Below are 14,024 nucleotides of genomic sequence, written 5' to 3'. Positions count from 1 at the left end.
AGTTTTGGATAAGTTGACTAAATGCGAAGAATAGTTTTTTCGAGTGTAGGCGGAAAGGGCGGACTTATATTTGTTTGAGGGATTATGCCAAAAGATAAAGACGTATTGTGATGAATAGTGGGAGTAGCAGAAATTACGGTAAATAAAGCAACTGTTGTGGGTTCTTGCTGAATAGCTATTGTTGGATTGAGGAGCGGGGCTGGCTTGCCATCGCAACAATTCATTTTAATGGCAACTCCCTGATGGGGGAGATTTTTACAGCAATCCATCATGCCCTGGTTACTGGTCATCCCACAAGGCTTGCATAAAGCAGTGGTGCTGAAGGCTGTTACCATCAGTAAGACCAGCATGGTAACGAATGAAAAATGTTTATGGACGCGCCAGTGCTTCACATCTTTAATATTAAGTAGATAATGGACGAGAGTCAACCGAGCATTAAAAATTAATACATACCTTCGGAATAAGGGCTTTTTCCGGGAGGGTGGTTTGCCTTTAAGTAGTTGATATCTTTAACAAAATCTTCGCGATGATAGTAGCTATCCACTGGTTTACCGGTATCCATACGGATGGCATCGCAGGGACAGGCTTCTACGCAAAAGCCGCAATAGATGCAGCGTAAGAGATCGATCGTGTATTTTTCGGCAAATTTTTCGTTATCGGCGGTTTTGCCTTCGGTGGCTTCGATATGAATACATTTAGCCGGGCATACGGTAGCGCACAGCATGCAGGCAGTGCAGCGGACGGAGTTGTCGGGGCGCAGCATTAAGCGGTGTTCACTACGGTGTGTTTCGTCGATCGGTTTTTTTTCTTCGGGGTATTCGTAGGTCATCATTTTACCGGGGTTAAACATATTTTTTAACAGATGGCGCATGGTAATGGCCAAACCCCGAAAAATTTCAAAGATATAAAGTTTTTGAAGTAGAGTTAATTTTTTACGTTTTAATACGATGGCCACGAACTTTTCTCCTAAGGTGTCAACCTAACACATGATTTTTACAATGCAAAGCGCTTTTCCTTAATTAGCTTTAGCGGCTTCTTCATCAAATTCATCCTCAATTTCGCCCACTAATTCTTCAATAATATCTTCCATAGTTACAATACCAATAATAACATCGTGTTGGTTTTTAACCATGGCCATATGAATTTTTTTTCTTCTAAATTGTTTTAAAGCTTCGTCTATATTTACTTGTTGCCTAAAAGTGATGAGAGGCCGGATAAGATCGTACAAATTAATTACTTCATGGTTTTCCAAGCTCCAAATAATATCTTTCATATGAACAAAACCTAAAATAGTTTTGTCGATACTTAAGACGGGAAACCGAGTATGGCCGGCATCGCGTGCGCGGGTTAAGTTTTCGTTTAAACTTTCGGATAAGTCCAAAAATACAACTTTATCAAAGGGCAACATGATATCGCCAATGGTTTTGGACCCAAAATCGATTGCTTTATTTAAAAGTGTACGTTGGTCCGATTCGATAGCGCCTTCTACAAACGAATCTTCAACCACCAGTTTTAATTCTTCTTCGCTATGTGCATGGCTTGAGCCTGTAGGCATGGGCAAACGGATAAGTTTAAGTACAACGTTGGCTGTTCCGTTGAGCATCCATAAAAAGGGAAAGAAAACGTAGTAAAAAATGCGCATGGGCAGGGCAACGGCTAAGCAAATATATTCGGTGGTGCGAATGGCCAGCGATTTGGGAACGAGTTCGCCTAAAATAATATGAAGGGCCGAGATAATAAGAAAGGCCGACATAAAAGCTACGGAATGAAGCGTATTGTCAGTTATGTTAAGATTAAACGTGGATAGAAAACCTTTCACTAAAACAGCAAAGGCCGGTTCGCCTATCCAGCCAAGCCCTAAACTTGCCAGTGTAATGCCCAGTTGTGTTGCTGAAAGATAAGCATCTAAATTATCCACCATTCCCAGCGCTATTTTGGCAAGTCTGTTTCTTTCGCCCACAAGAACTTGAAGCCTGGTTTTACGGATTTTTACCAAAGCAAATTCGGCCGCTACAAAAAAGGCATTCATGACAATAAAGAGGAGCGCCAACAAGAGGTATAAACTGGTACCGGAATTAACATTAAAATGAGGCATATAAACTTTATAACGCGCCCGAGGCCGTTATATTTTGCAAAAAATTGTAAGGTTCTTTTAAGGTCTAAAAGCTTTCTTGTCGAGCACGTTCTAGAAAGTCTTTAAATTGAAATGTGTTAAAGGGGGTGAGCCGCTTGTAGAATCCTCGCTACAAGCGGCTCGGAGGGTATTAAGGGGCTAAAGAGCAAAGCTCCCTAGCCTGTATTTGTAAACATAATAAAGCAACCTTTATGCCAATAAAGCTTTTTTGTTTCATATTTAAATAATTGAAATTATTTGTATTTTTAAATCTCTTAGCAGAACTTTTGCAAGCTTAGGGGGTAGAGTCCCCAAAACCTTTCTTTTATACGGGGCTTCAGACCCTTTTTATTGCCCTACATTGCCATACATTAATATCAACAGGCTTTTCCACAGCTGGGGATAAGGAGGTGATAACAGTTTGGATGCAGAAAGTGAGAAGAAGGAATGAATATCAGGCAATTCTTTCAAAAAAATGACGATAACTTTTTGTAGTCAATTAAGTATGAAGAGGTAATTTTTATGGGTACTGGTCCAATTGTAAGAGCGCAATTTCTTGGTGTTAATATTGATAATCTGCTAAGCGGTCGTGTAAATGATCAGGCTGTTCAATTGGCTGAAACATTTTACATAGCCGGCTGTCAAGCGCGCTTATCGGAACAATGTAAAGAGAGTGATTCTAGCTTTTCGGGTCTTTTTATTAACAATACAATCATTTCGCAAATCTGTGCTGATGAACTGCTTTTAAATTTAACAGATCAAGATCAAACCTTGGTAAGATCTATTGTTGATGTTGTTGCCGGTTTGCCCACACAACCAAGTTATTCTACCGATTCAAAATTATCAGATGGAGCGGGCGGTTTACAAAGAAAAGCTAATACGCAGATTGGTAAAGATTTTTTGCAAAATCATCCCTTTTACTTGTTGGGTTTAGGAAACCCCAAGCTTAGTATTCATACAAAACTTCCAGAGAGCACCTGTCGTGAATATATTGAAGAAGAAAGAAGGGGTGCACAACAATTTTTGGAAAAACGCTATTCAGATACTCCGGTTGAAGAGGTAAATCGTCCAAATCCAAACTCATCAGTTTTAAAGATTAAAACAGAAAAGGTAGATTTTTCTGATAATGATACAAACATTTATAGAACTGGTTTTTTAGCTGGTTTGTTTGCACTGCCTCTTACAGAATTGGCGTTTTCTTATCTTCCGCTTGCTGGTGAAACAAGTGTTGCAACAACGGCTGAAAGCGCAACTACGGCTGCAGCCGGGGGTGAGGTAATCGATTTAGCGGTCGCGCGTGCTGCTAAAATTGCTGCTGCATCGGCTACTCTTGTTACAAAGGCCGCCGCCGCAGAGCCTTCACCTGAGCCAATGTCTGTATCTAAAAAAGAACCAAATTTAGGTTATTCAGAATTAACCCCTAGCGATTATTACAGTAATGTGTCTGGAGACTGATATATATTTTCCTTTGAACAATTTGCTATCGCACAAACTTTGAAACCGGTGGGGTGTATTCCACTTTAACAAAGGGCATATAATCATTATCCATGAGGCCTGTCATATACAAATAATTATTAGAATATGTAGCGCCAGCGGTAAACCCCGCTGCATTATAGCTAATGCCAATTCTTGTTAAAATATAGGCCTTTTCCAAAAAGTCCGAGGTAATAGCAGTGGATGTTCCTAAATTGATCATTTCATTATCGTTTCCTATAACAGCAACATAGGCATTTTTAATTCGAAAAACATCAGCGCCTAAAGCCAAGTCGTTTTCAATTTGATCCTCACTTGTATAAAACCCATAACCCGGTGGACGCATTTCAAATATGGTATATTTACCAAATAAAATAATAATGCCCGATTCGGGACGTACAACGAAATCGGCGACCGTGATAGCATGTTGATAAGCAAGATCTTCTTCAATAACATTGGTGTTCTCAATATCTGCACGTCCGTTGTTTTGTCTTAGGCGGCTAATTAAAATTTTATTGCTGCATTCAATGGTGCCAACAATAATAATTTGGTTGGTGGGCCTGTTGTATTTAACACCCACTAAACTAAAATCATCTTCCGCAAAGTGATATGTACGGTAATTTTTACCTGCATCATTAAATTCATTTTTAACAAATCCATTACGGTCAATAAAAACAGCATAATGATTACCAAGAGGATCGGCATCTTTTGTAAAAATAACGTAGCCTCCGTTAACGCGTGCACCTACATTGCCACCTTTAGGCATATCTATTACAGTATAACCATCCGGTATACCGTCGGTTACCCCAACACGCCCTTCGGGGCTTGTTTGATCGCGACCAAAATTTGTGGGCATTAAAGTGCTAGTGGATAAAACAAACACAAAAGTGCGCTTTACTTGTGTTACGCTGCCTATAATTTTATTGTTATCAACCGATAATTCGGCAAAGCCACCTTTTAAAGATTTAGAAGCATCATACTGAGGTGTCATAAAAATGGTGGAAAGATCTTTTTCTTCGTAATGATTGGGATTTCGTTTTTCAATTTTTAAAATGGTGCTGCCAAATTTGGCGTACTCACCTGTGCCTAAAGTATATTCTGCCAGCATGTAATAATAATTAGAGTCGCTCATCAAGCTCACAACACGGGTTGGTTTTTTATTAGCATTTAAATCGTAATAATAAACCTTATCAAATTCACCAAAAGTGGTTCTGCTGTCTTGTGGTTCCATAAAATATTGAATGAGGGTGATGTATTCGGTGCCATGAGTTCCGCCCCCCACCATACGCGAAAGGTTTGGGTCATAAATCATTTTATCAACTGCATAATCAGCGGAAGATTCTGGTATAAGGTTAGCTACATCATCATTGTAGAAAAAGGCATCATCAATCCGTACATCGAAAAGCTGATCAATGGTTTGGGCATAAGCTGTTGAGGTTAAAAAGAAAGCTAACAGAAATAAAAAAAGGCGCATAGGGTCCTCCAAGTGTTGATTTCCCTAATTGTGCCCAATCAATAGATATGCAATTTTGAAGCCAAAATAAAGAAAAATGATTTAAAATTATATATATAAATCAACTATTTATAGGTGGTAAAAAGTGAGAAAAGAAAACTTGTAAAAAACATGCGGGGAAAAAACCACAGAAGACTACAAAATTGGGGTCCGGGGGCCGTCGTTATTTACGGCCCCCGGATTCCTTGTTGGTCTATTTTTCAAAGGCGATAGAAACTACGGGCGCACTGGGCGTGTATGTTGTGCCAGTATAATCGCCGGTGATGCCGTCCAAAATTTCTACTGTGGCATCACCTGCTATGCCGGTTTCTTTAAAAATGGTTCGGTACGAAACCCATAAATTACCATCCGGCGCTATGGCAAAAGTTCTAATGTCTTGTGCTGCAGGCAATAGGTTAAAAAAACCTTCTACGTTTGTGTTGGTCTCATCCATGGTCCAAATGTTGGAGGTAAAACTAAAATTTGAAGCATTGTAATGAGAAATGGTAACGTACAACAGACCATTACCGGTGGCAATGCCTTCCAAATATCCTCCAAAACTATTATCGGCAATAAAAGTACTGTGCGTTGTATCGGCGGCCGATAAAATTTGTAAGCCGCCAAATTCATCCGTTTCGTATTCGTTTATTGTAAACCAGTCATCAAATGGAGCTCCAAAAGAAACATAGATTGTTTTTTTATCGTGACTAACGGCCAACCCTACAGGATTACGCCCCGCCAGGGTAATGCTATCCAGGCGCTCGCCGGTGGTGGCATCCAATGTGACTAAATGCCCTGCTGCATTAATGGCATAAGGATTAAAGCCTTCGCCTAAATCCTGAACCAATACATAAATTTTATCGTCAATAAGCAACATTTTGTTGGCATTAGATGCTTTGTAATCATCATCATTTAACAAATCAAAAAAGCTGATGCGATTTTCGATGTTACCAGTATCTAAATTCATCACAATTACGTCGCCGGGTTTACCATTATCGGCCACATTATCCGGATCGGATTCTGGATTGCCTAAGCTGATGAAGGCTTTATTATCAATAATAATGATGTCCTGTGGGTTGGTGCCGTTACCGGTAGACCATTGATTGACCGTTGCAAAGCTATTGGCCGGATCAATAATTTGCACGTTATCGGTAGAGCCCGAAACGAATGCTCCTCCACGGTGCAAAACATACACCAAATTATTTTGAGCTTTGATAATGGCATCATTGCCCAAGCTAGGAACGCCGCTGTTAAAAAGTGTATCAAGCGTTGCTGTAGAAGTAAGAAAAAGCTGGCCATTAGAACCATATGCCGTTCCGTACATGTAAGCAACAAAGGTATCGTCATACACAATTTCATCACTATCCTCAGGGATATCAGTATCAGGGTCATCAAGCGGACTTAATACGTTATCTAAATCATCATCGTTAATGCTGCCTGTTGCTTGGTTTTGTACACTGCCACAAGCGGCAAATAGAAATAGAATAGTAAATAAAGAAAGATATTTTTTCATGGGATTCTCCTGTTGAATTTTTATATTTTCAACAAGCGAGAACAGACGATGTCTTGGGGAAAAATTCCAAAAGGAAGGAACCAAAACAAAGTGTCGCTCGCACTGCACATCCAAATAATTTTGAATGGATTGGCTGGTATTCTGACTTGCTGGCCTCTTGTGCGGTCTTCCCACCCCGATAGTTCGGGACAGTGACTTGCTTTGCACAGAGGTTGATCTTAAAAAGACCCCCAGCTTACAGCGGCGGGACCGTGCCGGAATTACACCGGACTTCCTTTAGAGCTAGTTCCATAGAGACAAGCATCGCTCGGCTTTATGGTTACTAGGTCTTACAACCAATGAGGGGTCACTAGTCGGTTTTATAGACAAATGTCAATAGGGTGTTTAGAAGGCTCTGTTATTACTAAAAGGGCTAATCTTCTGGCAAAGCTAGTGGTTGAATATGCGACAGGCCACCATCGGCACGTATTGTCTGGCCGCAAATCCAGCGGGATTCTTCGCTGCATAAAAACGTCACCACATCGGCAATTTCTTTTCCACCAGTAACGCCACCCATGGGCGTGATGGATTCATTGGCCTGTTTAATTTTATCGTAAAAAGGGCCCATGTAAATTTGAGTGGATTGTGTAGCGAGAAATCCGGGGTTAACTGCGTTTACACTTATACCTAACGGAGCTAATTCCACACCAAAATATTTCACCAAAGTTTCCATGGCGGCTTTAGCGGCACCCAATACGCCGTGACGGGGCAAATACGTATGAGTGTCGTAACCGCTGATCGCCACAATTTTACCTTTACGACCCTTCATCAGTTCCGAGGCACGTTGGCAGGCTACAATGAAACCTGTTACTGTAATGGCAAAAGTTTTTTCTACGTGATGAGGTTTGATATCGGCCAGAGGTTTAAAGGCTGTGGCGGCGGCATTGGCTATAAAATAATCGAGGTGGCCGTATTTCTCCTTCGCAAAATCGAATAATTTATTCACATCCTCCACCACACCCATATCGGCCTGGAACACGTCTACTGTTACACCGGATGTTTCCATTTCCTTTTTGAATTTTTCGGCACTTTCTACATCTTTTCTAAAAATGGTAATAATGTTCACGCCGCGATCGATAAATTGTTTAATAATTTCTTTTCCGGTTCCTTTAATACCACCGGTTACAATGGCTACTTTGGTGCTCATAGGTTCTCCTCTTAATCCCGATAAACGGGATAAGTCTCTTATCGGAAACTATTTATGCTCCGCATAACTATTTTCCGTAAGAGACTAATAATTGGTTAAAATATTTTCTTGAGGCAATCCTAAACTCATTAATTTAGCCGATACCTCTTTCATCATATCGGGCATACCGCACACGCAGGCGATCGTGTCGTTACCTAAAGGAGTTTCAGGGATATGATTTTGTACAAAGCCCGTCAGTCCTCTCCAGTTTTTATCGGGAGCAGGGGCGACTGTTGTAATTATTTTTACTCCCTGCGATTCCCAAGTATCAAAATCGGCTTCGTAGGCAAATTCGCTTCCATTTAAAGCACCATAATAAAGCGTGATGCCCTTATAGTGAGCGCGTTGTTGAAGCAAGTATAAAACAGCCGAACGGATAGGGGCAATGGCTGAGCCCACAGCAAACAAAAATACATTTTTGCCCTGAGCTTTTTCCAAGGCGTAACCTTTGCCTTGAGCATCGCTAATCGTCAGTGTGTCTCCCACTTTAAGCCCGGCAATATGTGTTGCTGTGGGAGATGCTTTTTTAACAAGAAAACTGACAGGGGCATCACCCGGGTTTGAACTCATGGCAAAAAAGCCATCTTTTAAACCTTCTGCTTTTATTACCGCATATTGACCCGGAATAGTAAACGAGCTTACTAAAGCCGGAGCATTAAGCTCGATATGCTGGCACAAAGGCGTAATAGCTTTTGAGGCGGCGATGGTAGCGGTTTGAAAAATCATTTCTTTCCTTTTGTTAAATCAACTTCAAAGCCTTTTTCCGAAAAAAAGTTTTTGAGCTTATCAACCACTCGTTCTTCCAATTGGCGTACGCGTTCGCGGGTAATGCCATATTCGTCGGCAATTTCCTGCAAAGTTTTGGGAAGTTCTGCATAAAGACGTTCGCTAAATATTTTTTGCTCTTTTTCTTTAAGCGTTCCCACAAACTCATCCAAATTTTTAAACAAAATATTTTTAAGCTCGTTTTGTTCGGTAGTGGCCTGGGCTGAAGTGGCAGCATCGTTTTCGGGAACAAAAAGATCCATATTGAGTTTTCCTTCGGCGTGCGGGTTGGGGGCATCCAGCCGCATGTCGCGCCCGCCCATGCGTTGTTCCATTTCTACCACTTCTTTTTCTTTTACATTAAGCGTATCCGACAAAAGCTTGGCTTTGGGCGTAAAACCCATGGCTTCAATCTTTTGTTTTTCTTTCATCAAATTATAAAACAGCTTCTTTTGCGCTTGAGTGGTTCCAATTTTAACCAGGCTAAAATTATCGAGCAGGTATTTTAAAATAAATGCCTTAATCCACCACGAGGCATAGTACGAAAAACGGGTGCCTTTAGTGGGATCATACTTAATTACCGCGCGCATGAGCCCCATGTTGCCTTCCTGAATAAGGTCGAGCACGTTTGTAAAGGCACGGCGATATTCCATGGCAATTTTGACCACAAGACGGAGATTAGATGTCACCAGTTTTTGAGCTGATTCGCGATCTTGATGTTGTAAATAATGCTTCACAATTTCGGCTTCTTCTTCGCGGGATAAAAGAGGATAGCGATTGACCTCGCGCATATAAGCATACAAAGGATCGCTTCTGGAGGGTAGGCTGTCGTCGGCTTTAATAGGAACAAGAGCGTTTTCAGATTCTTCCTCGGGCTCTTTTTCTTCAACCTCTGCCACGATAGCGGGAGTGACAGGGACGGGTAAGGCTCTCTTTTCTTCTTTTTTATCAGGCTTTTTGGATTTTTTAGGAGCCATGGTGAAATCTTAAAAATGATCCGGGCCAAGGATTCGAACCTAGGGCCCCGAATGCGCCGACCGAATAGGGAGGAGGGAGCATTTGGGAACCGCTGACCGCAGAACAAAAAATTGTGATCCGGGCCAAGGATTCGAACCTTGATTCTTTGAGTCAGAGTCAAATGTCCTGCCGTTGGACGAGCCCGGAGCAATAAAAATGTAAAAAAGACCTATAGCAGATGGCCTGTCTTTGTCAAAAACAAGTTCTTCTGGATTTTTAGAGACTTTGTTATAAATATGATTATGAAAACTATTCCATTTTTTGCTTTATTGGCTTTTTTTTCTTTCCCGGTTTTAGCTCAAGTTCCCACAATTCCACAGGCAGGGGCTAGCCCTCAAAACTTTGTGCCAGCCGGCTATTTTATTAAAAATCAGGCCGAAGGCGATTTAAACGGCGATAAATTAAATGACTTGGCTTTGGTGTTAGCGCCCGATTGGGAGAAAACAATCGATATTCAGCCCGATAATGATAAGCGCGACCGTTATCTTGTTTTAGCGTTTAAAAATCCCGACAACACGTATAAATTATCCGCTGTAAAAGGCGATTTTATCATGTGTAAAAATTGCGGCGGTGTATTTGGTGATCCGTTGGATAATTTAAGTATTGAGCGTGGGGCTGTGGTGGTTTCGTTTTATGGTGGCAGCCGTGACCGTTGGGGGCAAGTCTATCGTCTTCGTTATCAAAATAACGATTGGTATCTTATTGGCTATACCGATTCTACTAACGATGGACTTGAGTTATCGGGCACAAAAGTTGATGTGAATTGGAGCACAGGAGTTTTAGTAACCGAGGTGCAAAAAGGTGAAAATTTGGTGAGTTCAAAAAAAGAAACGCGCAAATTGCCAGCTGTAAAACTATCCGAATTAAACATACAAAAAATTCAGGCACTCATTTTTAAGAAGTAGTTTTGGACCATACTACCCGTTGAGGGTAAGGAATAATAATGCCTTCTTGCTCGTAGCGCTTGTGAAGCGATTTAATAAACTGACTTTTAATGATGTATTGATCGCCATATTCCCGTGCGCGTAAAACAACAGTAAATCCTATTCCCGAATCGCCAAAGGTATGAAATCGAAGCAGGGGCTTAAAAGATGACGTTAAATGCGCATGCGTGGTTAGCGTTTGTTCGGCTACTTCAAGCGTAATTTTTTCTACGTGTTCCAGATTGCTCTCGTAAGCTACCGATACTTCAACTGGCACAGCCAGTTCTTTTTCGGGCATGTTAAAATTAACCAGCGTTGTATCGGCCAGTTTTGAGTTGGGCATAACTACTGTATTATTGGCCATGGTACGTATGCGGCTATTGCGCCAGCCAATTTGTTCTACAAGCCCTTCTTCGCCACTATCCAAACGTACAAAATGCCCCACGCTAATGGGTTTATCCATAATAAGATGAAGGCCGCTTATAAAATCGGACAAGGTTTTTTGCAAAGCCAGTGCTACAGCGGCGCTTCCAATACCCAGTGATGCTACCAGTGGTGTTACCGAAATACCAAAGAGATCGAGCACTACAATAAGCAGCATGGAGTAAATGGCCACATTCACAAGCACGCTTAACATGGCTTCGTAAATGCTTAAGGAATGGTTATGTTTTGTTACTCGAGTAATGAGTGTTAAAAGAGCATGTTTGATGGTTTGAGCGACTGCCAGAAAAATGAGAATTTTGGGTGTGAGAACAAAAAAATCTTTCCAGTCGCCAGAAATTTTATAAACAAGACCGGCAAGACGTATAAACACAGCCAAAATTAAAATTGTGAGCGGGTTTTTTAACCCAGCTAGTATTTTAAGCCTTTCACTTGAAAAGAAAGTAATCTGCTTTTGAATACGTCGAATAACAAAACGCTGAACAGCTAAAAATAAAATTAACGACAGTGGAAAACCATAGTGAAGCACCCAAGGGGGCAGGCCTTTAAAGTTAGCGATAAAAGCTTGTAATGATGCGTCCATAAGGGGTATTTGGCAGGTTGTGGAAGGAAAATCAAGAAAGGATCCATGCTCCACTTTTTAGCCATTATTCTTATTATTCTTTACCATCTCACCGGACAGGTATTGGGGATGGATTATTTATATGTGGCGCAAATTGCCTTTTTTTTAATTCCTGGGGTTGTTTATATAATCACCCATCGTCATTCCGGTCCGCCTAAGGCGGAGGATCCATCTTTAAGTTTTCCTTCTCTCAAATTAATTTTTAAAATACTTCTGCAAATGCTGGCGGTTTCGTTTATAGCCATGTCACTCGTCACCCTTACCGATTATTTTTTTCCTATCCCCGAATGGATTTTAAATATGATGCCGCAGGATGCTAGTTTTAGTAACGTGCGTGATGTGGCGTTTTATGCGTTGATGCCTGCTGTGTGCGAAGAATTTTTCTTTAGAGGTTTTTATCTCAATGCGCTCTTAAAAAAACAGAGTGCGTCTTTTGCGGTAGCAACAGCAACCATTGTATTTGGCGTAGCGCATTTAAATCCCTGGTTTTTACCCGGACTTTTAGTGTTGGGGTTTTACATCAGCCGCTTGTACGCTAAAGAACAAAACTTGTGGCTCTGTATCCTTTGCCACTTTTTTAATAATTTTGTGGCGCTATGGCTATTAGGCTTCCAACAATAAAGTTACTGCATATTTTTTAATTTTTACTTGTATTGTGAACGGGAACAGTTCCAGAAATAGACATGAAACTGTTATGGAGGAGTTATAAAGCTTTATTAAGACCTGTCAGATCAAAAAACTTGTTTATTTTTTATGGTTTTGTAAACACGTTTTGCACTATATTTATATGACTAAAAAAAATAAAATAGTTATAGGATCTATTATCGGCTTTTTATTATTTATTTGGTTTCAATTACGCCCAATGGGCATTCGATCTTATTGTCAAAGGCACGAGTATGATGGGTATATTAATTGGGTAATTCAAAAAAATATTGATTATCGATTATTACAAATATATGAGGATGATTCTTCATTATCTCGATATATATCTGGCTTTGAATATGATGAATTATCACCCGAACGAAAATCTAAATATAGTATATTTATGAAAAAAACTATCACAGATAGTGATTATCAAGAAGCAAAACGAAATTATAATAATTGTCTTCGGAGATGGGGTTTATAGTTCACTATATTTATTTCAGAATTTTGTAAGCATGTCCTAATTACAATTTATTAAAATTACCAGACAAATATCTAACTCTCGATTCAATGTTAGAATCGATTTTTATTCAGAATAGCTCGGTGCCAGATACTGTATAGAGATGTAACCGCTCCATACCATTTTGCCAATGCCGGCAAAATGGTGCTTTTGGCCAGGCATGATCAAAAATTATTGATAAATAAAGATTATTTAGTAATTTTTACACCTATGAAAATTACTTTAGGTTGCTTGGATCATTTTGCCAGCTTTGGCAAAGTGATCCTAAGATATTTTCTCTTGAAAAGTGAACTCTTTATGGAGTGATATGGACCATCTCGTGGGTATGCACGAAATGGTTTTGTATAAAAAACAAGAGGTTATCATATGGAAGAGAAAAAAGATGATTTGATGGTCGGTTCCAAAAATATTTTTGAAATAGCCAAAAAAATGGATCCCAATGGAAAAGAATATTGGTCGTCTCGTGATTTAGGAAAGATACTTGAATATTTCGAGTATAGAAATTTTCAAGCCGTTATCGATAAAGCAAAGTTGGCCTGTATCAATAGTGGTAATATCGCCGAACAGCATTTTATTGATACCACAGAAAATGTGGTTCTCGGGTCAGGAGCAAATAGGGTGATGCCCACTGTTTTGTTATCGCGGTATGCTTGTTATTTGATTGTCCAAAATGCTGATCCCTCCAAAGAAATAGTAGCCAAAGGCCAAACCTATTTTGCAATTCAAACCAGGAAACAGGAGCTTTCGGAGCAAGATCGTGAAAATGAAAAACGTTTACTTTTGCGTGATGAAATTTCCAAGCATAATATTCACCTTGCCGAGGTAGCTAAAAAAGCGGGAGTAAGAGAACCTCTTGATTATGCTATTTTTCAGGATTTTGGTTACAAAGGACTATATGGGGGTTTAGGAGCGAAGGATATTCATTCGAAAAAAAACTTAAAGAAAAGTCAAAAAATTTTGGATCATATGGGAAGTACAGAATTAGCTGCTAATTTATTTCGTGCTACCCAAACAGAAGAAAAACTCAAGCGAGAACCGCATCAAAATAAATTTCAAGCTAATCAAACCCACTATAATGTGGGCCAAAAGGTGAGGGAAACCATAAAAGAATTAGGTGGTACCATGCCAGAGCACTTGCCAACCCCTGACAGTATTAAGAAAGTACAAAGGAAAAAAGTTAGAGAGAAAAAAGAAGAGAAAAGATTGAAGAATTAAGGTTTATATTAAGAGTAAATTCATATTCGTTGAAATGTGCTTTTGCTTGATCTGGATGTTGTG

13 protein-coding genes, 1 tRNA gene and 1 riboswitch are annotated in these 14,024 nt (G+C 40.1%); of the genes, 4 read left to right on the top strand and 10 right to left on the bottom strand.

Annotation, left to right across the window (positions count from 1 at the left end; translation table 11 throughout):
- Positions 1-17: 17 nt before the first annotated feature.
- Genes K1X76_00415 through K1X76_00405 form a run of 3 tightly spaced genes read right to left on the bottom strand, consistent with a single transcriptional unit; the run spans position 18 to position 2,095 of the window.
- On the bottom strand, positions 18-392 hold the full coding sequence (locus K1X76_00415) for a hypothetical protein (GenBank protein MBX7147519.1): 375 nt from the start codon (positions 390-392) through the stop codon (positions 18-20).
- A 50-nt stretch (positions 393-442) separates the two neighbouring features.
- Positions 443-955, bottom strand: a complete 513-nt coding sequence (locus K1X76_00410) for an NADH-quinone oxidoreductase subunit I (GenBank protein MBX7147518.1) — start codon at positions 953-955, stop codon at positions 443-445.
- A gap of 60 nt (positions 956-1,015) precedes the next feature.
- Complete coding sequence (locus K1X76_00405; GenBank protein MBX7147517.1) at positions 1,016-2,095, bottom strand: hemolysin family protein; 1,080 nt, start codon at positions 2,093-2,095, stop codon at positions 1,016-1,018.
- A 540-nt stretch (positions 2,096-2,635) separates the two neighbouring features.
- Here K1X76_00405 and K1X76_00400 point away from each other — a divergent pair.
- Positions 2,636-3,568 (top strand): hypothetical protein, encoded by a 933-nt coding sequence (locus K1X76_00400; protein MBX7147516.1) that lies wholly within the window; start codon positions 2,636-2,638, stop codon positions 3,566-3,568.
- 25 nt (positions 3,569-3,593) lie between these two features.
- Here K1X76_00400 and K1X76_00395 read toward each other — a convergent pair whose 3' ends face one another.
- The 6 genes from K1X76_00395 to K1X76_00370 form a co-directional block, all read right to left on the bottom strand.
- Positions 3,594-5,060 carry a hypothetical protein gene (locus K1X76_00395; protein ID MBX7147515.1) on the bottom strand — a complete coding sequence of 489 codons (1,467 nt, stop codon included), beginning with the start codon at positions 5,058-5,060 and terminating at the stop codon, positions 3,594-3,596.
- A 232-nt stretch (positions 5,061-5,292) separates the two neighbouring features.
- The gene (locus K1X76_00390) at positions 5,293-6,591 is read right to left on the bottom strand and encodes a hypothetical protein (GenBank protein MBX7147514.1); all 1,299 of its coding nucleotides are present in this window, start codon (positions 6,589-6,591) and stop codon (positions 5,293-5,295) included.
- A gap of 113 nt (positions 6,592-6,704) precedes the next feature.
- A riboswitch (cobalamin riboswitch) is annotated at positions 6,705-6,908 on the bottom strand.
- A 95-nt stretch (positions 6,909-7,003) separates the two neighbouring features.
- The gene (locus tag K1X76_00385) at positions 7,004-7,777 is read right to left on the bottom strand and encodes an SDR family oxidoreductase (protein ID MBX7147513.1); all 774 of its coding nucleotides are present in this window, start codon (positions 7,775-7,777) and stop codon (positions 7,004-7,006) included.
- An 84-nt stretch (positions 7,778-7,861) separates the two neighbouring features.
- Complete coding sequence (locus tag K1X76_00380) at positions 7,862-8,542, bottom strand: hypothetical protein (protein ID MBX7147512.1); 681 nt, start codon at positions 8,540-8,542, stop codon at positions 7,862-7,864.
- The gene (locus K1X76_00375; GenBank protein ID MBX7147511.1) at positions 8,539-9,558 is read right to left on the bottom strand and encodes an RNA polymerase factor sigma-32; all 1,020 of its coding nucleotides are present in this window, start codon (positions 9,556-9,558) and stop codon (positions 8,539-8,541) included. Before K1X76_00375 ends, K1X76_00380 begins: the two co-directional genes overlap by 4 nt.
- A gap of 116 nt (positions 9,559-9,674) precedes the next feature.
- Positions 9,675-9,745 (bottom strand) — tRNA-Gln (locus K1X76_00370).
- An 89-nt stretch (positions 9,746-9,834) separates the two neighbouring features.
- On the opposite strand from K1X76_00370, the gene K1X76_00365 reads away from it, so the two are divergent.
- Positions 9,835-10,503 (top strand): hypothetical protein, encoded by a 669-nt coding sequence (locus K1X76_00365; GenBank protein MBX7147510.1) that lies wholly within the window; start codon positions 9,835-9,837, stop codon positions 10,501-10,503.
- On the opposite strand, the gene K1X76_00360 is transcribed toward K1X76_00365, so the two are convergent.
- Positions 10,493-11,545 carry a mechanosensitive ion channel family protein gene (locus K1X76_00360; protein ID MBX7147509.1) on the bottom strand — a complete coding sequence of 351 codons (1,053 nt, stop codon included), beginning with the start codon at positions 11,543-11,545 and terminating at the stop codon, positions 10,493-10,495. The genes K1X76_00365 and K1X76_00360 overlap by 11 nt on opposite strands.
- Positions 11,546-11,590: 45 nt before the next feature.
- Between K1X76_00360 and K1X76_00355 the strand changes: the two genes are divergently transcribed.
- Both K1X76_00355 and dinD read left to right on the top strand, forming a co-directional pair.
- Entirely contained in the window at positions 11,591-12,205 is a 615-nt protein-coding gene (locus tag K1X76_00355) for a CPBP family intramembrane metalloprotease (protein MBX7147508.1), read from the top strand.
- A gap of 931 nt (positions 12,206-13,136) precedes the next feature.
- The gene (gene dinD, locus K1X76_00350) at positions 13,137-13,961 is read left to right on the top strand and encodes a DNA damage-inducible protein D (GenBank protein MBX7147507.1); all 825 of its coding nucleotides are present in this window, start codon (positions 13,137-13,139) and stop codon (positions 13,959-13,961) included.
- Positions 13,962-14,024: the final 63 nt, after the last annotated feature.

Source organism: bacterium (assembly GCA_019695305.1).
Taxonomy (GTDB): Bacteria; UBA10199; UBA10199; order UBA10199; family JAIBAG01; genus JAIBAG01.
Note: the sequence above shows the minus strand (reverse complement) of the source record. Positions and strands in the feature narration are given on the sequence as shown.